The sequence below is a fragment of the Neotamlana laminarinivorans genome, from assembly GCF_020523925.1.
GTDB classification, from domain to species: domain Bacteria; phylum Bacteroidota; class Bacteroidia; order Flavobacteriales; family Flavobacteriaceae; genus Neotamlana; species Neotamlana laminarinivorans.
This window is the reverse complement of the sequence record NZ_JAJAPW010000006.1, coordinates 29,322-49,223: the sequence shown is the minus strand read 5'-3', so window position 1 is coordinate 49,223 and position 19,902 is coordinate 29,322. Positions and strand designations below refer to the sequence as shown.

Annotated in this window: 18 protein-coding genes and 1 riboswitch; of the genes, 2 read left to right on the top strand and 16 right to left on the bottom strand. The window is 33.8% G+C overall.

Features of this window, described 5'->3' with window-relative positions:
- Window positions 1-12: 12 nt before the first annotated feature.
- The 13 genes from thiH to LG649_RS13060 all read right to left on the bottom strand — a co-directional run bounded on the left by thiH (window position 13) and on the right by LG649_RS13060 (window position 13,349).
- On the bottom strand, window positions 13-1,122 hold the full coding sequence (thiH, locus tag LG649_RS13120; RefSeq protein WP_226544275.1) for a 2-iminoacetate synthase ThiH: 1,110 nt from the start codon (window positions 1,120-1,122) through the stop codon (window positions 13-15).
- A gap of 9 nt (window positions 1,123-1,131) precedes the next feature.
- Window positions 1,132-1,902, bottom strand: a complete 771-nt coding sequence (locus tag LG649_RS13115; protein ID WP_226544274.1) for a thiazole synthase — start codon at window positions 1,900-1,902, stop codon at window positions 1,132-1,134.
- A gap of 103 nt (window positions 1,903-2,005) precedes the next feature.
- Entirely contained in the window at window positions 2,006-2,644 is a 639-nt protein-coding gene (gene thiE / locus LG649_RS13110) for a thiamine phosphate synthase (RefSeq protein WP_226544273.1), read from the bottom strand.
- Entirely contained in the window at window positions 2,641-3,375 is a 735-nt protein-coding gene (locus LG649_RS13105; RefSeq protein WP_226544415.1) for a hydroxymethylpyrimidine/phosphomethylpyrimidine kinase, read from the bottom strand. The genes thiE and LG649_RS13105 overlap by 4 nt, the downstream gene beginning before the upstream one ends.
- Before the next feature lie 23 nt (window positions 3,376-3,398).
- Window positions 3,399-4,001, bottom strand: a complete 603-nt coding sequence (locus LG649_RS13100; protein WP_226544272.1) for a thiamine phosphate synthase — start codon at window positions 3,999-4,001, stop codon at window positions 3,399-3,401.
- Between the two features lie 110 nt (window positions 4,002-4,111).
- On the bottom strand, window positions 4,112-5,974 hold the full coding sequence (thiC, locus tag LG649_RS13095) for a phosphomethylpyrimidine synthase ThiC (protein WP_226544271.1): 1,863 nt from the start codon (window positions 5,972-5,974) through the stop codon (window positions 4,112-4,114).
- A 46-nt stretch (window positions 5,975-6,020) separates the two neighbouring features.
- Window positions 6,021-6,221 carry a sulfur carrier protein ThiS gene (gene thiS / locus LG649_RS13090; protein WP_226544270.1) on the bottom strand — a complete coding sequence of 67 codons (201 nt, stop codon included), beginning with the start codon at window positions 6,219-6,221 and terminating at the stop codon, window positions 6,021-6,023.
- A gap of 68 nt (window positions 6,222-6,289) precedes the next feature.
- Window positions 6,290-6,385: riboswitch (TPP riboswitch) on the bottom strand.
- 21 nt (window positions 6,386-6,406) lie between these two features.
- A complete protein-coding gene (locus tag LG649_RS13085; protein ID WP_226544269.1) occupies window positions 6,407-8,539 on the bottom strand; it encodes a TonB-dependent receptor in 2,133 nt (710 codons plus the stop codon).
- Between the two features lie 304 nt (window positions 8,540-8,843).
- Complete coding sequence (gene arfB, locus LG649_RS13080; RefSeq protein WP_226544268.1) at window positions 8,844-9,254, bottom strand: alternative ribosome rescue aminoacyl-tRNA hydrolase ArfB; 411 nt, start codon at window positions 9,252-9,254, stop codon at window positions 8,844-8,846.
- A gap of 1 nt (window position 9,255) precedes the next feature.
- A complete protein-coding gene (locus tag LG649_RS13075; RefSeq protein ID WP_226544267.1) occupies window positions 9,256-11,361 on the bottom strand; it encodes a DUF4301 family protein in 2,106 nt (701 codons plus the stop codon).
- Window positions 11,322-11,954 (bottom strand): nicotinamide riboside transporter PnuC, encoded by a 633-nt coding sequence (gene pnuC, locus LG649_RS13070; RefSeq protein WP_226544266.1) that lies wholly within the window; start codon window positions 11,952-11,954, stop codon window positions 11,322-11,324. Before pnuC ends, LG649_RS13075 begins: the two co-directional genes overlap by 40 nt.
- Window positions 11,955-11,958: 4 nt before the next feature.
- Window positions 11,959-12,693 carry a geranylgeranylglyceryl/heptaprenylglyceryl phosphate synthase gene (locus LG649_RS13065; RefSeq protein WP_226544265.1) on the bottom strand — a complete coding sequence of 245 codons (735 nt, stop codon included), beginning with the start codon at window positions 12,691-12,693 and terminating at the stop codon, window positions 11,959-11,961.
- A gap of 29 nt (window positions 12,694-12,722) precedes the next feature.
- Window positions 12,723-13,349, bottom strand: coding sequence for a 4'-phosphopantetheinyl transferase family protein (locus LG649_RS13060; RefSeq protein ID WP_226544264.1), 627 nt, complete (start codon window positions 13,347-13,349; stop codon window positions 12,723-12,725).
- 132 nt (window positions 13,350-13,481) lie between these two features.
- Between LG649_RS13060 and ahcY the strand changes: the two genes are divergently transcribed.
- Window positions 13,482-14,798 (top strand): adenosylhomocysteinase, encoded by a 1,317-nt coding sequence (ahcY, locus tag LG649_RS13055; RefSeq protein WP_226544263.1) that lies wholly within the window; start codon window positions 13,482-13,484, stop codon window positions 14,796-14,798.
- Window positions 14,799-15,054: 256 nt separating this feature from the next.
- Here ahcY and LG649_RS13050 read toward each other — a convergent pair whose 3' ends face one another.
- A complete protein-coding gene (locus LG649_RS13050) occupies window positions 15,055-15,315 on the bottom strand; it encodes a hypothetical protein (protein ID WP_226544262.1) in 261 nt (86 codons plus the stop codon).
- Between the two features lie 94 nt (window positions 15,316-15,409).
- Here LG649_RS13050 and LG649_RS13045 point away from each other — a divergent pair, with 94 nt between their 5' ends.
- Window positions 15,410-15,877 (top strand): DUF1569 domain-containing protein, encoded by a 468-nt coding sequence (locus tag LG649_RS13045; RefSeq protein ID WP_226544261.1) that lies wholly within the window; start codon window positions 15,410-15,412, stop codon window positions 15,875-15,877.
- Window positions 15,878-15,934: 57 nt separating this feature from the next.
- Here LG649_RS13045 and LG649_RS13040 read toward each other — a convergent pair whose 3' ends face one another.
- Complete coding sequence (locus LG649_RS13040) at window positions 15,935-16,942, bottom strand: phytase (protein WP_226544260.1); 1,008 nt, start codon at window positions 16,940-16,942, stop codon at window positions 15,935-15,937.
- 2 nt (window positions 16,943-16,944) lie between these two features.
- The gene (locus LG649_RS13035; RefSeq protein WP_226544259.1) at window positions 16,945-19,827 is read right to left on the bottom strand and encodes a TonB-dependent receptor; all 2,883 of its coding nucleotides are present in this window, start codon (window positions 19,825-19,827) and stop codon (window positions 16,945-16,947) included.
- Window positions 19,828-19,902: the final 75 nt, after the last annotated feature.

The window sequence follows — 19,902 nt, the reverse complement described above, 5'->3', positions numbered from 1 at the left end:
ATTGCAGTAAAGTTAACCAAAATGTTGCCAATCTTTCCATACTACTTCTAAACCTTGACCTTTTAACATTTGTGTAAAATCTTCGGTGCTTCTTTCATCTGAAATTTCAAACTGTTCTAACGATTGTGGCTCTACAGCATATCCACCAGGGTTTGTTTTAGATTCTGAACTTATGGACGTAATACCCAATTGCACAATGTTATTTCTAAAATTTTCGCTTTCGCGAGTAGACATAGAAAGCTCTAAATCTTCATCTAACAATCTGTAAGCGCAAATAAGTTGTACCAAATCGGCATCAGTCATTTCTACTTTCGGTTCTAAACCACCCGAATGCGGGCGTAATCTTGGAAAAGAAATAGAGTATTTTGTTTTCCAATACTGTTTTTGTAAATATTTTAAATGTAAAGCAGTAAAAAAACTATCGGCACGCCAATCTTCTAAACCAAATAAAGCGCCTAAGCCAATTTTATGAATTCCAGCTTGCCCCAACCTATCGGGAGTTTCCAATCGGTAATTAAAATTCGATTTTTTCCCTTTCGGGTGATGTTTTTTATATTCCTCTTTATGATACGTTTCTTGATACACTAAAACGGCATACAAACCATTTTGCATCAACAACTCATATTCATCTTTTTCTAACGGTTGAACTTCTATAGTGATATTAGAAAAATAAGGTTTTATTAGTTTTATAGCATTATTAATATAGTGAACACCAACTGTTTTGTTTGCTTCACCTGTTACCAATAATACATGATCGAAACCTTTTTGTTTTAAGTATTTAACCTCTTTTAAAATTTCGGCATCTGTAAGTGTACGCCTTGGAATTTTATTTGTGAAACTAAACCCGCAATAGGTGCAAATATTTTGGCACTCGTTACTTAAGTAAAGCGGTGCATACATTTGCATAGTGTTACCAAAACGCTTTTTGGTGAGCTGACGACTCATTTGAGCCATTTGCTCTAAAAAAGGTTTGGCTGCTGGCGATATTAAAGCTTTAAAGTCTTCTAAATCTCGTTTTTCTGTGGTTAAAGCATGTTCTACGTCATGTACAGTTTTAGAATTAATACTGGCCAATGTTTTTTCCCAGGAATAGGTTTTTAATATATTTTTAAAAGACTGCATAGCTTAAATTTAACTCAAAAAAGAGGTTAATGGACTACTAGCTTCTGCCTGTTTTTTTACAGGAGCTAATTTAGCCTCGAATGCCATTCTACCTGCTTGAACAGCCATTTTAAAAGCTTTTGCCATAGTTACAGGGTTTTGCGAAACTGCAATTGCTGTATTTACTAAAACCGCATCGGCACCAATTTCCATGGCATGTGCTGCATGCGACGGCGAACCGATTCCTGCATCTACAATTACAGGCACATTAGATTGCTCAATTATAATTTTTAAAAAATCCTGTGTTTTTAAGCCTTTATTACTTCCTATTGGTGCTCCTAAAGGCATAACACATTGTACCCCAATTTCCTCTAAACGTTTACATAGAACAGGGTCGGCATGAATATAAGGCATAACCACAAAGCCTTTTTTTACTAAAATTTCAGCGGCTTTTAGTGTTTCAATTGGATCTGGTAGTAAATATCTTGGATCTGGATGTATCTCTAATTTTACCCAATTGGTTTCTAACGCTTCACGCGATAGTTCTGCTGCAAAAACCGCTTCTTTAGCATCGCGAACACCTGATGTATTTGGTAATAAGTTTATGTGAGGTTTGTTTAAATGTGTTAAAATATCATCGTCTTCATTATTAATATCTACACGTTTTAACGCTACTGTAATAAGCTCGCTTTCGCTTACTATCAGCGCTTCTTGCATGAGTTTAGATGAACTAAATTTACCAGTTCCGGTAAATAACCTTGAGTTGAATGTTTTGTCGGCTATTGTTAATTGCTGATTCATTGTTTTGCTCTTGTCTGGTCGAGCGCAGTCGAGACCTTATTTATATTTCGTTTATTACATAGACCTCTCGACTGCGCTCGAGGTGACAATTAATTTAATCAAATTATAATTTATACACTTGTTCTCGTGTGCTTGGGCCTCTTAACACTTTATTAAATGCTGAGATGTTATTAAAATTCTTAGTAATTGCTCCAGAAACAGCAACCCCATAAATTCCTATTTTTAATAATTCTGGAACATCGTTAATCGTAATTCCGCCAATAGCAACTACTGGAATTTTGGTGTTAAGCAATTCTAGAATAGTTTCATAACCTTGTAACCTCAAAACGGGACTTAAGTTTTCTTTGGTTTTTGTAAACCGAAATGGACCTAAGCCAATGTAATTTACTTCTTCTCTAACAAGTTTTTCGCAATCTTGAAGTGTATTAGCTGTACCACCAATAATTTGCCACGATGCTAAATGTTTTCTGGCTTCAAGAGTAGATGCGTCATTTTTACCTAAGTGCACACCATCTGCTTTTACCTCTTTGGCTATTTTGTAGTAATCATTTATAATTAACCGTGTTTGAAAATGACCGGTTATTTCTCTAGCCTTTTGTGCCGTTTCTAAAATTATTTTATCATCTAAATTTTTTAACCTTAACTGAACCCAGTCTGCACCAGATGTACATGCACTTTGTATATTTTTTAAGTGCTCGTTGGGTGTATTTCCTTGTGATATATATTGTAATTTACTTATCATTCTGTTTGTATTTTATGTGTTCCTAAAAGGGTTGTATTAGAAACTAAAAATTGTTCTACATATAGTTTTGCATTTTTACATGCGACTTCAATAGGCAATTTTTTATGAATATTTGATGCTAAAGCCGAAGATAATACACAACCGCTTCCATGTTTTTCAAACACTTTTTTTTCAAGAGGTTCTAAACTTAATTTTTCTGAAATATTGTAAAAAACCTCATCAAATCCTTTACATGTATCTCTATGTCCTCCTTTTAAATAAAGATTGATTTTATTTGCTATAAATATTATGGTTTCATCTATATTTTTACTGGGAAACAATGCCTTTATTTCGTTGTAATTTGGTGTAATAAAATAGCATGTTTCCAAAATTTGCTCTAACACTTTTAAATTTTCTTCGCGTTTAAAATTAAAACCGCTACTTGCTTGTAAAACCGGATCTAAAATTATTTTCACGGTTGGGTTTAACGATTTTAATTTTTTTACCACAACTAGTAACCGTTCCCAAGATTCTATAATTCCTATTTTAACTACAGATATAGTAAACCGCTCGAACAAAGTTTCTATTTGATTAATTATGATATTTTCATCTATCCAAACACAACTTTTAAGTGTAACATCGTTTTGTACGGTTATTGCTGTACATACCGATAAACCGTATAAACCGTGAGCTTGAAAAGTTTTTATATCTGATGTTAATCCGGCGCCACTAGACGAATCGAAACCTGCAATTGTTAATATGTAATTATTATCTATCAGTGTTTTAATGTGTTTTTAAATGCATTATTTATGTTTATAAAACTTTGTATTGGGTTTTTACTATTCCAGACACCTCCAAGTACACCAACACCTTTAAACCCTAACTTTTTAAATTCTGTAAGGTTATATTCTGTAACACCACCCATACCTACTATGGTTTTATCGATATGATTTACATTGAAGCCACGACCTTTATAGCCTTGTTTTGATATGGAAGAAAATACAGGACTTAGTAAATGATAATCGAACTCAAAATAGCATTTTTCTAGTTCTTCTGGCTCATGAAACGACGAGCTTATAGTTTTACCAAACATATTTAAATTTTTAAAATATTGCCCAGGATTATCGATATGATCTCTTCGTTTTTGTTCTTGAAAATGAATACCTTTTAAATTGTATTGATTTATTAATTCATGATGATAATGTACTACAATTCGGTTGTGATACTCTGGATTTATTTGATTTAAATATTCGCAATGTTGATTATAATCTTTATTGGGTTTTCGAAAATGATAGAATTGTAAACCATTTTGAAATAGTTTGTTTAGTATTTCAATTTCGTTTGTTATGTCTTGCTCTGGTGCTATTACAACTATCATTTTTTTTGAGTTAGGGATTCCAGTGGCATCCTTTTTTGTTTTTTCTACAAAAAAGATATAACGGAAAGCCCGCCCACGCTTTTTTCTAGCGTGGGAACTTCCTGATTATTTTACAAATATACTTCAGATCCTTTTTCTTTAAACTCTTTTGATTTTTCTTCGAAACCTTTTTTAATAACTTCGTTATCGTCTGCAATTTTATTTTCTGCAGCAAAATCGCGCACTTCCTGAGATATTTTCATGGAACAGAATTTGGGCCCGCACATAGAGCAGAAATGTGCAATTTTAGCACCAGCAGCAGGTAAGGTTTCGTCGTGATATTCGCGAGCACGCTCTGGGTCGAGCCCCAGGTTAAATTGGTCTTCCCAACGGAACTCGAAACGCGCCATACTTAATGCATTATCTCGATGTTGCGCTCCTGGGTGACCTTTAGCTAAATCGGCAGCATGAGCCGCTAATTTATAAGTTACCACACCTACACGAACATCTTCTTTATTAGGTAAACCTAAATGTTCCTTTGGTGTTACGTAGCATAACATAGCACAACCGTACCAGCCAATCATAGCGGCTCCAATACCTGAAGTTATATGATCGTAACCCGGAGCAATATCTGTGGTTAATGGGCCTAAGGTATAAAAAGGTGCTTCGTCGCAAACCTCAATTTGCTTTTCCATGTTTTCTTTAATCATATGCATTGGCACATGGCCTGGACCTTCTATAAAACATTGTACTTCGTGCTTACGTGCAATTTGTGTTAGCTCTCCTAATGTTTCTAATTCAGCAAATTGTGCTTCATCATTTGCATCGGCCACCGAACCTGGACGTAAACCATCGCCTAAAGAAAAGGCAACATCGTATTGTTTTAAAATTTCGCAAATATCTTCGAAGTGGGTATATAAAAAGCTTTCTTTATGATGTGCTAAACACCATTTTGCCATAATTGAACCGCCACGAGATACAATTCCTGTTACGCGTTTAGCAGTCATTGGGACATATCTTAATAAAACACCAGCGTGAATGGTAAAATAATCTACACCTTGTTCTGCTTGCTCAATTAAAGTATCACGGAAAATTTCCCAAGTTAAATCTTCGGCAACCCCATTTACTTTTTCTAAAGCTTGGTAAATGGGTACTGTTCCTACTGGTACTGGCGAATTCCGTATAATCCACTCGCGTGTTTCATGAATGTTTTGTCCTGTAGATAAATCCATAATATTATCGGCTCCCCAACGGCAAGCCCAAACTGCTTTTTCTACTTCTTCTTCTATAGATGATGTTGTTGCAGAGTTACCAATATTTGCATTTATTTTTACCAAGAAGTTACGCCCTAAAATCATAGGTTCTGCTTCTGGGTGATTTATGTTTGATGGAATTACTGCACGACCACGTGCCACCTCTTCTCGAACAAATTCAGGAGTAATTTTCTCAGGAATTGATGCTCCAAAATGTTCGCCTTTATGCTGTTTTCTTATTTCTGTCATCTCATCAATTCGTTGGTTTTCACGAATTGCGATATATTCCATTTCTGGCGTAATAATTCCTTTTTTAGCGTAATGTAATTGGGTTACATTCTTGCCTTTTTTGGCGCGCTTTGGTTTGTTTTTCAAATTAAAACGCATATGGTCTAAACTTTTATCGTTTAAACGCTCGTTACAATATTTTGAAGAAAAACTGTTTAACTCTTCTACATCTCCACGATCTAAAATCCATGGTTCTCTTATTCTTTCAATACCATTGTGTACATTAATATCTTTATTAGGATCTGTGTAAGGCCCCGAAGTATCGTAAACCGTAACAGGCTCGTTTGGTGTTTTTGTTTTAGTCATAGAATCCACTGTATCGCTAAGGGTTATTTCACGCATAGCGACTTTTATTTGTGGATGTAATTTTCCTTGAACATATATTTTTTTAGAATTAGGAAAAGGGTGTCTTGTAATATGACCTTGCTTTGGTGCTGTATCTTTTTTCTTCATGGGTAAGATGTTTTTTTATTTATTTTATGTTGTTTATTGGACGATTTTATCCTCCTTGAGTGGATTTTATAATGATAATATCATCGTCATTTTTTATGGTTGTTGACGACCAATTGGATTTTTTAATAACTTCATTATTTATAGCCACAGCAATACCGTTAGTTGAAACATTATAATGCTCGACTAATTGCTCTACTGATAGGTTATCAGGGATTTTACGAAGTGTTTGGTTTACTTTAATATACATAAGTTTTGTATTGATTTAAAGCAAACTTTAAGAAGTAAGATTAGGTTATTTTTACCTAACTCAAAGGTTTAGAAAAAAGTACTTTTCCCTACGTTGGTATTAACCAAATCAGGTTCTAAGGATGTTTCTCAAACTAGTTAAACTAGCTACTCCTAAAGTTTACAGAATGTAAATGATCTTTATATTTAAAATTTTAAAGTTATTCCTAATAAAAAATTTATTGTGGCTTGTGGATAATATCCTTCGTAACTTAATGTTGTGGTTTCTCCTGGTACAGACCATGTATCGTCGTAAACTCCAAAATATCCATTTGACACATATTCATTACTAAAAATATTATTGACTAACCCTGTTAGCACAATAGATTTAAATATTTTATTTGGGTTTATAACATAGCTAACATTAAAATCACTGATAAAATACGCATCTAATTTCGATGCTTTCCAATCGATATTACCCATATACTGCTCTCCAACATATTTACTTAATAACGATAATTGTAAACTTTTAGTTGGATAAAAATTAAACGCATTACCAATAACCACGTTTGGTGAAAATGAAATATTAGTATTTCCTAAGTTTACCAATTCACCATCAATAGACGATGTAAAGTCTACATTTTTATTGGTACTTAAAGCTACATTTGTTGTGGTGTTAAAAAAGTCTGTAAACTTAATGGTGGCATCAACCTCTAAACCTAAACGGTAACTTTTACCACTGGTTGCTCTAATTGGGCTTCCTACATCGTCTAACTCGCCCGTTAACACCAACTGATTTTGATAAAACATGTAATATAGGTTTGTACTAACCGCAATATTTTCGGTGTTGTGCCTCCAACCTAATTCAATATCATTTAAAGTTTCGTTTTCGGTAACACCAGCTTCAAAATCGTCACGATTTGGTTCACGGTTTGCTCTGGCATAAGACAAGTAATAGTTATTATTTACGTTTGGCTTATAAGTTAAACCCAACTTAGGGTTGAAAAAACTAAAACTAGCATCGGTAACAAACTCAACTCTATCGGAGTTTAAACCATCGGTTTCATAATTTACAAAACGGCCTTGTAAGTCTACAAAACCAGTAAGTGATTCTGCTAACTTAAATGTGGCTTTCGAGAAGATACTAAAATCGCTTTTCTTGGCATCACCAAAGTAATAATGATCTCTAATTTCTGTACCTTCAGCTAAATCGCTTCCCCAAATAACTTCTCCAAAATGATCGCCAGAATAAGTGTTGTAGGATCCTCCTGAAATTAACTCTAGCCCAGAATTTTTATAAGTTACGTTTGCATTTATTACGTAAAAATGATTATCTAACCAACGACGTACGATAACATCGGAACCCTCTTCAATTAAATTAGCAAAATCTTCTGCCGATTCTTCTGGTTTATATTGCTCGAAATATCCTTCACCTTTAGTATAGTTTAACCCAATGTTTGTAGACCAATTATTGTTTATACGCTCGTTCCAGTGTAATTGGTAATGGTCTTGCCAATAGTTATCGGTTTCGTTATCGTAAGTATACGGATTTTGACGACGATCTTCTTCTAACTCATCGGCGGTTAAACCATACCAAGCTTGGTATGTGTATTCTTTATTCCCAAAAGTTAAAGCTTTTATTAAAGTATTATCATCTTTATAAATTCCTTGAAGGAAATACGATTTTAAATCGGTAAACGCACGGTCTACATAACCATCGGAATAAATTTTTGAGAAACGCCCTGAAATTTCAAAATGATCGTTTAATAAACCAGAACTTAATTTTACTGTGTGTTTTCTGGTATTGTAACTACCAAAACTGTTGGCAATTTCACCTGAAGCTTCTTCAGAAAAAGCATCGGTAAGTAAGTTTAAACTTGCACCAAAAGCACCTGAACCATTAGTTGAAGTACCAACACCACGTTGTAGTTGTAAACTCTCTGTTGATGAAGCAAAATCACCCAAATTTACCCAAAATGTACCTTGACTTTCTGGGTCGTTATAAGGAATACCGTTAATAGTTACATTTACACGTGTACCATCTGTACCACGCACACGAATACTACTGTAACCTACACCAGCTCCGGCATCGCTAGTAGTTACTACCGATGGTAAATAATTTAATAAAGTTGGAATATCTTGCCCTAAATTACGTTTTTCTAGCTCTTGCTTACTAACATTAGAGTGTGTTATGGGAGAATCTGCATCTACACGAACAGCTTTTACTAAAACCTCATCGAGTTTTTCTGTTGTTGTAGAATCTTGCTGAACTTGATTTTGTTGTGCGTTGACACTGATTGATATTAGCAAAAATGCCAAATAAATAAAACTGTTTTTCACGCGATTAATTATAAATTTAATCGAATAAAAAGAGGTAATTATTCTTTATTACTATTAAAATGATTTGTTGAACGTAAAAACACTTAGTCGAAATTTAGCTTTAGCAATAGCATCATGAAAGATGAACTAATCGCACTCACTAAAAATGTCTACTAGACATTTTTTAACGTTCGCTTCCCTAAACAGCATTACCTGTTCCAGGTTCATTGGGTATGATCTCAGCCTATTTTTGGCACCCCTTTTTTGAGAACATTGCAAATATAAATAGTAATTATTGATTAATTGGTATTAGCCACTAACTTTTTTAACCAAGGTTAGGTTTTCTTCTATTTGCTTTTTTTTCGGCATTGTGCTTTTTATTATTTAAGCGCTTTTTAATTACCGATTTTGGAACTTTAGTTTTTATACGCTTTTTACGAACTACCAAAGCTCCTTTTATTAATTCTAAAAAACGTTGTGTTATTATCGCTTTATTTTTATGCTGACTTCTGGTTTCTCCACATTGCAGCATTAAATAACCGTCGTTATTTATTCGGTTTTTAAGTTTTTCTTCAATACGAAACTTTTGTAAATCGGTTAAAACTTGTGATGATGGTATATGAAATATTAATTCAATTTTAGAAGATACCTTATTAACATGTTGCCCACCACTACCCGAGCTACGAATAGCTTTAAAAGTGAGTTCTTGCAATAAGGCATCTTCATTAAATTTCATATTAAGCTTCTTGATGTGCTGGTTTTAATAAATCGTTAGCTGTTTTTACAGGGTTAAAAGTTTCTAACGGTACTTCAACAAAAATGGTATTCCAAAATGCCATACTTCCATTCCATAAACCAGGTAATTCTAAAGCTTTTATGTCTATTCCATTTTTAGATTTCATGGTAATAAACGATGTATTATGGTCTACATACTCCAATAGATTAAACTTCTCACCTTTGTAATTTTTTGTTGCACAAATTAAATCTACAGGGTTAAAATGGGTAGCATTACTTAAAATATCGGATTGCTCTTTATTACTTGTATCAATTTGAGCTGACTCTACAATTTGTAATGACACCGTTCCGTTTTCATCTTCAACCCAAAACGGCCCGCCACCTGGTTCGCCTTCGTTTTTAACCATTCCGCAAACGCGAATAGGTTTGTTTAATTGTGTTTTTAAATAGGCTTGTTTTTCTGAAGAAGATAAATCATCAAAATCTTCTGTTAAAACTACATTTAACTTGCTTGTTAAAAAAGCTGCTATTTCTAGCATAATTTCTTCTGAAACTGAAGCTTCGTCCATCAACTCTAAATATTTAAAAGCTTGTTCTTGAACTTCAAGTAATACGCCTGCTAATATTTTTTTAGATTCTGAAATGCTTTCGTGATGTTTTTTAACCACAACATTATCAATGTTTTTTACAAAAATTACATCGGCATTTAAATCGTTTAAATTTTCAATTAATGCACCGTGGCCAGACGGTCTAAACAATAGGCTTCCGTCGTTTTCACGATACAAAGTATCATCGGCTTTTATAGCAATAGTTTCTGTTGAACTTTTTTGAAATGAAAACGACACATTAAATCTAGTATTTGTTTTAGCTTCAATATTGGTTTTAATAGCTTCTAATTCTTTTAAAAATTTATTTTGGTGAGCTTCAGAAATAGTAAAATGCAAATTAGCTTCACCGTTACTTGATGCGTAAAGTGCAGCCTCGTAAAAATGCTCTTCGAAAGCGGTTGCTGTGTTACTTTCGTATTTATGAAATGGCAATAACCCTTTTGGAAAAAACCCATAATTCAATCCTTCTTCACCTAGCATAAACTTTACCAATTCATGACATTGCTTGTCTTTTGAAAAATTGGCAAAATCTTCTGATACCTGAGCCATTACAGCATCATAAAGTGGTGATTTTTCTAAATTTTCAGAAAATTGTTCAATCATTTTATTGTCTGTACGAGCAATAAAATCGGTTAAAGACTCTTCTTCTGGGTTATAGTCTTTTATAAAAGCAAAAAGAAATTTAAACATTCGGCTTGCTGCACCAGATGCAGGTACAAATTTTATAAGCTTTTTGTTTTTACTTTTAGTTTTAAAAGCCTGTAAATAGGCTGTTTCATTATCAATTTTTAAAATTCCATCTCCAATAGTAGCTGCTTTTTTTAAGTTGCTAAAGGCCATTCCTGATTTAATTAAGTCAATTTGTGAATTAACTTTTTCGAGTGTTAAACCGTTATTTTCAATTTGTTGTAAATCGTTTTCTGAAAAATTCATGGTTTTGTGTTTAAAAAGTTCGTTTATATGATTAATAGCTGTTTGTAACCGTGTTTGTTTATCGCCTTTAAGTAAAACGTATGGCCTATTATGTTTAATTAAAGCATCCTTAAACGCTTTAAACATTTGCACTCTACGTTCTGGTTTATCTCGTAAATCATCATCTACCCAAGGCACATCAATATATGTTAAAAAATATAAATTGTAGGTATTTTGAAGCGCGTATTTTTCTAAAATGGGGTCGCAACTACCTACATAATACGCATCGGAATACACTTTGGTTTCCAGTAAATCTGTATCACAAATTAAAACAGAATTGGTTTTTTTTACAAGTTCGTTTTCTAATTGCATTTGTCCGTAAGCAATAGGAAGTAAATCTTCTGCTTCGCAAGTTTTGCGTTCGTTATTCCATTTATTCTGCAAATACTCTCGTGCGTATTCGGGCACCCAAATAGAGTTATAATGTCTGGCTAATTGCCTAGACAAAGTTGTTTTCCCGGTGCTTTCTGGCCCAAATAAAACTACTTTTATACAGTTTGCGGGTTGCTGTTTAAGTTTTTCTTCCATGCTTTATAGCCGTAAATAGCTATTATTGTAAACACTAAATATTGTAAACTGGTTAAGGTAAAACCTTTGTAAAAATACAAGGGTACCGAAATAACATCGCCTATAATCCAGAATATCCAATTTTCTAGTTTTCGTTTAGCCATTAGCCACATACCCACAAAAAATATTGCTGTACTTAAGGTATCTATATAGGCTACCCAGCTCGTCCATTTATTAAAGGCCGTATAAACTAAATAAACAAAAACGAGGGTTGCCAAAAATATAGCTAAACTTATTTTTTTTTCGGTAAATGTTGTTTTAGCAATTGGTGTAACATGTTGGGAATCTATTTTTTTAGTCCAAATATACCAACCGTAAACACTCATTATAAAATAGTAAGCATTAATCATCATATCGCCTAACAAGCCCCATTTAGAAAGCAAATACACAAAAATTACGGTGCTAATCATTCCTGTTGGAAACACTAAAACACTATTTTTTTTTGAATATAAAACCGATAAAAAGCCAAAAATAATAGCTATAGATTCTAAAATAATATCTGTAGTTTCATATTCTGCGTATTGTCCAAATAAATAATCGAAAATACTTTGCATGTGTTTATTTTTTTATTTGATTGAAGAACGTTTCATCTTCCTCGAAAGCTGTACCAATTACAACCAAATCTGCACCTGCAATGTAAGCACTTTCTAGTTGTTTTTTACTACGAATACCACCGCCAACAATTAAGGGAATGTTAAGAATAGCTTTTACTGCTTTTATAATTTCCTCTGAAACCGCATATTTCGCTCCACTACCTGCTTCTAAATACACCAATTGCATTCCTAAAAGTTCGGCTGCTTTAGCGGTATTTGTAATTTGATTAATTGAATTTTGCGAAATAGGCTGCGTATTTGTTACCCGTTGTACTGCGATTATCTTTCCGCTTTCAATTAAAATATATCCGGTAGGAATAACTTCTAAATTGTTTTTTTTTAATTTTGAAACCGCTTCAATATGTTTACCTATTAAATACTCTGGGTTTCTGCCTGAAATTAAACTTAAAAATAAAAGTCCGTCTGCTTCATTAGTTATTTGCGTAACATCACCTGGAAACAAAATAACAGGAAGCGTAGTGTGATTCTTAATTTCTTTCACTAAAGCTTCAGTAGCATCAACTTCAACTGTGCTTCCTCCAACAAAAATATGTGTAGCTATTGATGCATTTATTTTTGCAATAAAGCTAGCGGTGTTTTCAATTAAAAACTTATCAGGATCAATTAAAATTGCAAGTAGTTTGTCTTCTTTAAAAATTGAAGATTTAATGCCGCTTAATATATTCTTGTTTTCAGCCACAAATTAGTGTATATATTTTTCAATAAGATTTATTGTATGGCGTAGGCAAAGGTAAACCCTTCAAATTCTATACATGCCACATGGTAACGGTATTTTTTTCCTTCATAATCAATCCATGCAATACTTGTGTCTTCATCATCAGAAAAAGGAATAACCAAACAATGCTGTTTAAAACTTAAACCTGGTGTAGCAAACAATTTATAAAGCGACTCTTTTACACACCAAATTTTGGTTAAATATTGTACGTAATCATTAGCATCTTCATTTAAATAATTAGTCTCATAACCAACAAATTTATGAGCAATTACTTTTATTTTTTCACGTTGTTTTTCAATATCTATACCTACAATACCATCGCTAATAACTACTGCCGAAAATATAAACGAGTGTGTAATAGAAATTTGTTTACCATCTTTTAAATGTGGCTTTCCATGTTCGTCGTAAAACAAATCGGCATCTGTGTAACCAAAAGCTTTTAGCAAATGGCGCACGCTTAAAAAACCACGTTGGTGCAATTCGCTTTTCATACCTAAAACACGCTTTAAAGTTTCTGGTTTAAGCTCTAAATCTTGCATTAAAAAATCGTACGATTCGGTAATCTTCCAAATTTTAACGGTAGTTTGTGTATTAGGACTAATGGTTTTATAAAGTGGCATGTAAAATTGTAAAACTTATTGATTATCTTTGCACTGCCTATGGCAGTTTTAGCATTTTTTGCAAGCGAATTTAACCAAATTAAGTGCTAAATCCCAAAGGCAAATCAATTAAAAAAATTAGAAAGAAAAAATATGAGTACTAAAACAATTCCGTACGTAGCAAACAAAGTAAAAGATATTACTTTGGCAGAATGGGGCCGAAAAGAAATTGAATTAGCCGAAGCAGAAATGCCAGGTTTAATGAGCTTACGCGAAGAGTACAAAAACGAACAACCTTTAAAAGGTGCGCGTATTGCAGGTTGCTTACACATGACCATACAAACCGCTGTTTTAATTGAAACTTTACAAGCTCTTGGTGCCGAGGTTACTTGGAGTTCTTGTAACATTTTCTCTACCCAAGATCAAGCTGCTGCTGCTATTGCCGCTGCTGGAACTGCCGTTTACGCATGGAAAGATATGACCGAAGAAGAATTCGATTGGTGTATCGAACAAACCTTATTTTTTGGTGAAGACCGCAAACCACTTAACATGATTCTTGACGATGGTGGCGATTTAACCAATATGGTTTTAGATAAATACCCAGAATTAGCTCCAGGAATTAAAGGATTAAGCGAAGAAACCACTACAGGAGTTCACCGTTTATACGAGCGTGTTAAAAACGGAACATTGACAATGCCTGCAATTAACGTAAACGACTCGGTTACAAAATCTAAATTCGATAACAAATACGGATGTCGCGAAAGTGCTGTAGATGCTATTCGTCGTGCTACCGATGTTATGTTAGCCGGAAAACGCGTAGTAGTTTGTGGTTATGGCGATGTTGGTAAAGGTACAGCAGCCTCTTTTAAAGGAGCTGGAAGTATTGTTACCGTTACAGAAATCGATCCAATTTGTGCTTTACAAGCCGCAATGGATGGTTTTGAAGTTAAAAAACTAGAAAACGTAGTTGCAACTGCCGATGTAGTAATTACAACTACAGGAAATAAAGATATAGTTCGTGCAGAACACTTTAAAGCCATGAAAGATAAAACCATAGTTTGTAACATTGGGCACTTCGATAACGAAATACAAATGGCTTGGTTAAACGAAAACTACGGAAACACTAAAAACACCATTAAGCCACAAGTAGATAAATATACCATTGATGGTAACGATATTATTATACTTGCCGAAGGTCGTTTAGTAAACCTAGGTTGTGCCACTGGCCACCCAAGTTTTGTAATGAGTAACTCGTTTACCAACCAAACTTTAGCACAAATCGAGCTTTGGAACCATAGCGATAAATACGAAAATGATGTGTATATGCTACCAAAACACCTCGATGAAAAAGTAGCAAAACTACACCTAGAAAAAATTGGCGTAGAGCTTACCGAACTTAAGCAAGACCAAGCCGAATATATTGGCGTAACTGTAGAAGGTCCATACAAACCAGAACACTACAGATATTAAAAGTATTAAACTGAATAATATCACACTGAGCGCAGTCGAAGTGTTTTTCAGTATCTAAAAAAATAAAATCCCAAGCTACATTTAGTTTGGGATTTTTTTTATTCTTTTTTGGGCGTTACCACAAGGGTCGGGCTTTCCGCTATATCTTTTTCTCGTTCCCTCAAAAAAGGATGCCGCTGCAATCCCTAACGCGATAAAACTTCTCGATACAATTTCTTCGTGCCTCGAAATTACTTGAAGTGACGCGACTTATATATTAATCCTGCTCGAAATACCACCACAAACTGGAATCTATACTCGATTTCATTTTATTAATATCCACTTCATCTTTTAAAAAAACAGTTAGATTTTCGTTGGCGCGGTTACGACCTATACTTTCTCTTATTTCAATGGTTTCAATTTCGTTAAAATGCTCTAAATGATTTTTTATTCTAGCATCTAGCGATTCATCGCCTAAAAAAATCTTGATGGTAGGTTGCGTTGGTGAATTTCTAATTTCAGATCTAAACGGAAGCATAATCTCATCAATTTAAGTTAAACAATCTTGATTTTAGTTGGTATTTACTAAAGTTACGAATTTATTTAATATCTTTTTCTAAATTAAAATGTAAATGAGCAACAATCAACTAGACTTAATAAACCAGCAATTACTAAAAATTGAAAACCATATACCCAAAATAAATTTAATTAACACCAAAGCATCAAAAGCATCAATTGGCTGGCATTTAGACCATAGTTTAAAAGTTTTTAATTCCGTTTGCACTGCAACAATACAATCGAACCCCGAAGATTATAAACGGACATTTAATTTCTGGCGCGCACTTTTGTTTAAGTTAAATTATATACCACGAGGCAAAGCCAAAGCGCCAAAATACGTTTTACCACCAGAAAATATACAAGAAAACGACATTCGTAATCAGTTAAAAACTGTAAAATCCAATTTAAAAGCTTTGCAAAAGTTACCTAAAACAAGTTTTTTTAAGCATTTTATATTTGGCAAACTAAACAAGAAACAAACGCTGCGTTTTTTACAAATGCACACACATCATCATTTAAAAATTATTGCCAAAATAGAATAAATGATAAAACCCTTTCTACGAATAGAAAGGGCTCAAAAAAATTAACTTCTAAAAAAATTAATCTAAATCTAAAAGAGCTAAATCGTGAAAAAAGAAGTTTTTCTCGTCGTTCATAGACACGAATAAGCCATTAGGAAACTTATTACCTAAAGCCACGGTTGTAACGTCGCAACCATCAGTTTCTATAGTTCCTAAATTTATTTCTTTAATAAAAGCATCGGTTTTTAAATCGAATATATTAAACGAGTGCGCTTGTTGATTCGATACAATTAAAAAGCCTTTGTTTTTGTATTTTGCTATGGCAATACCTTCAATATCATCAGTGAAATATTCGCTACCAAAACAACCTAATTCTTCGTTGCCCATACTTGGTTCGGCATAGTATTTACGAACGCATTGTCCTTCATCGGAATAATAAACAATACCATTTTCGTTATCTACAGCAATGGCTTCAATTTCTTTTTTTCCGCTAAAATTGCCAAACTTTCTAACCAAATTAGCGTGAACGCCTAAACTATCAGTCACCAATTCGTATTGATATAAATAGCCTGTTTTTGGCCCTGCTTTTCTGCCAACAATAGCATAAATAATTTCAGTTTTTGGCGATTTATACAACGCAATTCCCATAGGCGCATTGTGTTCCAATTCTGTAGCATCGGTAAACACTTTAAAACCTCCACCATCTAATGATTTCATATCTGGCACAGAAAACACACGAATTTGTTGTTTTTCCCTTTCGGTAAACGCAATAATATCTGTAGTTGTAGAATCGTTTAACTTAAAACCGTATTCTAAATCGACATTATTAGGGCGTTGTATGTTTTTTATGCTTTTTTCATGGATAATTTTTCCATCTAAATTAAAGGCATAAATACCGCCATTTGTTTTTTTATCGGTACCAAAAACTATACTTTTTGAGGCATCGCTTGGGTTTACCCAAATGGCAGGATCGTCGGTATCGTTTGGTGTTTTTTCGGTAATAACTGTTGGTTTAATTACCGGCAACTGTTTTTTACAAGAAGAAACAATTGCCAATAAGCTAAACCCGAATAAGAGTTTTTTCATTTTTATTTTTTAAATAAATCGTATTTTAAACCAATTGTAAAACGTTGCCCGTAATACTCACGTTGCATAGTACGACTGCTAACGCCTTGGTAAAAACGTAATGGTTGGTTGGTAATATTGTTTAAGCTTGTGTATGCGCTTAAGCCGTTACCAAATGCATATGTTGCATTAAAATCTAAGAAAAATTGTTTGTCGTAGTAACGATCTTCAAAAGCATTTCCTCCAATTTCATCGATATAAGAATCTGAGAAGTTACTTGATAAACGTACGCTTAACTTGTTGTTTGCATAACCTAAAGAAGCATTAAACATGTTTGGCGCTGTGTTTGGTAAACCTAAATCGTCGCGCTCGTCGCCATCTTCGTTTCTAATACCATTAGCATCAGAAGTTAAATGTGTGTAGTTTAAATATACGCTAAAATCTTTAGCAAAACCTGGTAAGAAATCTAGTTTTCTTTGGAAAGCAAATTCGAAACCTAATACCGAAGCATCGTCACCGTTTAATGGTTGGTACACTTCGTAACCTGTAGTGTCGTCGCCATAAGTATCATCGGTAGTTTCGGTTTGGTATGTATAAATAAAATCGTTTATTTTTTTGTAGAAAACACCACCAGATAAAATACCAACAGATTTAAAATAATGTTCTGCCATTACATCGAAGTTCATTGATGTTGTTGGATCTAAATCTGGATTACCAAGTAACACTTCGCTGTCTTCGTTAATAATTTCTGCTCTTGGAATTAAATCGGCATAATTAGGACGCGCCAAAGTGTTTGTCCATGCGAAACGGAAAACAGTGTTGTCGTTTAAATCGTATTTTAAATGTAAACCTGGTAAAATATTAACATAAGAGTTTGTTTCGCTTACAGCTTCAACAATAATTTCTTCGTCGATACCAGCATCTTCATCTTCTTCAATAAATGTTAATCTGTAACCTTCAGAATCTAAATTTGTACTTTCAATTCTAACACCAGCTAAAACGCTTAATTTGCTAGTTAATTGCTGACTTGTCATGATGTAACCTGCAAAAACATTTTCGTTTACATCAAAATTTCCGCTTTGGTATTCATCAACTAAATCTTCACCTTCAAATTGTGTAGCATCGGTTAAATTTAAACCTCCAACAAATTCTGGAGTAGCAAAGCTGCCTATTTGGTATTGGCTTCCAGCTAAAAAGTCTGAATCTGTATAATCTCTGGTTGGTAACGTTCCTAATAAATCGAAGGCTGAATCTTCTGGAGAATACTCGGTAAAATCGTTATCTCTGTTTTTGTTTTTAAAACGCCCACGTACACCAAACTTTAAAAATCCGTCTTCACTATTAAACAAGTTAACAGGTAACTTAAAGTTTACAAATACATTCATATCTGTTTCTTCGGTGTATTGATTTTCTTCGGTTAACTCACCAAACTCAAAGTTGTTATACGCTGCATCGGTAGCATCAACTGGTGAATAAAGTGGAAATTGAGAATCGTTATTGTAGTTAATAGCATATTCGCTTTCGTGAACTAAATAACGTTCGTTTAAACGCTCTTCTGAAGCTTTTGCATAAGAGGCCATCCAATCTATTTGTAAACTATTAGTCAAGTGATTTCCACCTAAGCTAAAGTTAAACATACGTTGGTCTTCTAAACGTGTGTTTTTGTTTCGATTGTTATCTATACCTGCTTTTGTTTCGCGTTTTGCTTCAACAGGAAACATGGTTAAGTTTCCGTTACCATCCACAGTAAAATCTCCAGCTTCAATGTCTTCACCATCAAGAATTTCGTGCTCTAACACAAAACGGTTTTCGCGATCGTCTCTCCAGTTGTAAATAGATTTAAAATATATGCTGTTATTATCGTTGAATTTGTAATCTAAATTTGCCGAGAAACTTCTGCGAATACGTTGTACTAAATATTGTCTAATTTCAAAAACGTTGGTGTATGGATTAACATCAACTTCTTCTAAATTATCTTCGTCGCCGTTGTTGAATTCGAACTCATCGGTCCATTCTGCTTCAAAGTTATCACTTCCAAAATCGTTATCGTTGATAGATGCAGAAACCATCCAACCAAATTTTCCGTTATCGCTTCTATCACCTAATAAAAACTGACCGTTTAAAATACGTTTTCCTGTAATTGAATTTACACCAGAACCAGCTGTTGCAGATAGGCGAAAGCCTTGAGGCGAAGTACGTGTTATTAAATTTACAGAACCACCAAGTGCATCGGCATCCATATCTGGCGTTACCGCTTTGTTTACCTCAATAGTTTGAATCATGTCCGATGGAATTAAATCCATTTGAACCTCTCTGTTATCGCCTTCGGCAGATGGAATTCTACTTCCGTTTAAAGTTACCGAGTTTAACTGTGGCGCTAAACCACGAATAACAATGTTTCTAGCTTCACCTTGATCTACTTTCATTGTAATTCCAGGAATACGCTTTACAGCATCACCAATGTTAGCATCTGGAAATTTACCAATTTGATCTGTAGATACAATATTGGTAATGTTTGTTTTGTTTTTTTGGGTGTTTAATGCTCTAGCTTGCCCGCCAATAGAATAGCTTGTAATTTCAACCGCATCAAGTTCTGTGTTTTCTGATGATAAGTGAATATCTACAGAAATTGTTTGTCCTGCAGTTACAGAAACGTTTTCGTTATAATCGGCATAACCTAAATACTTAATTAATAATGTATAATCGCCTTCAGGAATATCTACTAAAGTAAATGTACCATCGAAATCTGATACTGCTCCTTTTTTTAATTGTTCTATTACTACTGTAGCACCTGGCACAGTAATACCATTATTATCTGTAATTACACCTTGAATGTTTCCGTTTTGTGAAAACATAAAAGAAGTTAATAACAGTGCTAAAAATGATAAAAAATGATTTTTCCTCATGTTGTTGTTTGATTAATTTTAGTTGATGCAAAGCTATATTGGCAACATTGCTTTTAGCTAAAATTGATGTTAACA

Bases quoted from the DNA above. Each gene is read 5' to 3' on its own strand.
- arfB (WP_226544268.1), bottom strand. From the start codon at position 9,254: ATGAAATTTAATGAAGATGCCTTATTGCAAGAACTCACTTTTAAAGCT.
- LG649_RS13100 (WP_226544272.1), bottom strand. From the start codon at position 4,001: ATGATAGTTGTAATAGCACCAGAGCAAGACATAACAAACGAAATTGAA.
- thiH (WP_226544275.1), bottom strand. From the start codon at position 1,122: ATGCAGTCTTTTAAAAATATATTAAAAACCTATTCCTGGGAAAAAACA.
- LG649_RS13040 (WP_226544260.1), bottom strand. From the start codon at position 16,942: ATGAAAAAACTCTTATTCGGGTTTAGCTTATTGGCAATTGTTTCTTCT.
- LG649_RS13060 (WP_226544264.1), bottom strand. From the start codon at position 13,349: ATGCCACTTTATAAAACCATTAGTCCTAATACACAAACTACCGTTAAA.
- pnuC (WP_226544266.1), bottom strand. From the start codon at position 11,954: ATGCAAAGTATTTTCGATTATTTATTTGGACAATACGCAGAATATGAA.
- LG649_RS13075 (WP_226544267.1), bottom strand. From the start codon at position 11,361: ATGGAAGAAAAACTTAAACAGCAACCCGCAAACTGTATAAAAGTAGTT.
- LG649_RS13045 (WP_226544261.1), top strand. From the start codon at position 15,410: ATGAGCAACAATCAACTAGACTTAATAAACCAGCAATTACTAAAAATT.
- LG649_RS13035 (WP_226544259.1), bottom strand. From the start codon at position 19,827: ATGAGGAAAAATCATTTTTTATCATTTTTAGCACTGTTATTAACTTCT.
- thiC (WP_226544271.1), bottom strand. From the start codon at position 5,974: ATGAAGAAAAAAGATACAGCACCAAAGCAAGGTCATATTACAAGACAC.
- thiS (WP_226544270.1), bottom strand. From the start codon at position 6,221: ATGTATATTAAAGTAAACCAAACACTTCGTAAAATCCCTGATAACCTA.
- LG649_RS13050 (WP_226544262.1), bottom strand. From the start codon at position 15,315: ATGCTTCCGTTTAGATCTGAAATTAGAAATTCACCAACGCAACCTACC.
- ahcY (WP_226544263.1), top strand. From the start codon at position 13,482: ATGAGTACTAAAACAATTCCGTACGTAGCAAACAAAGTAAAAGATATT.
- LG649_RS13115 (WP_226544274.1), bottom strand. From the start codon at position 1,902: ATGAATCAGCAATTAACAATAGCCGACAAAACATTCAACTCAAGGTTA.
- thiE (WP_226544273.1), bottom strand. From the start codon at position 2,644: ATGATAAGTAAATTACAATATATATCACAAGGAAATACACCCAACGAG.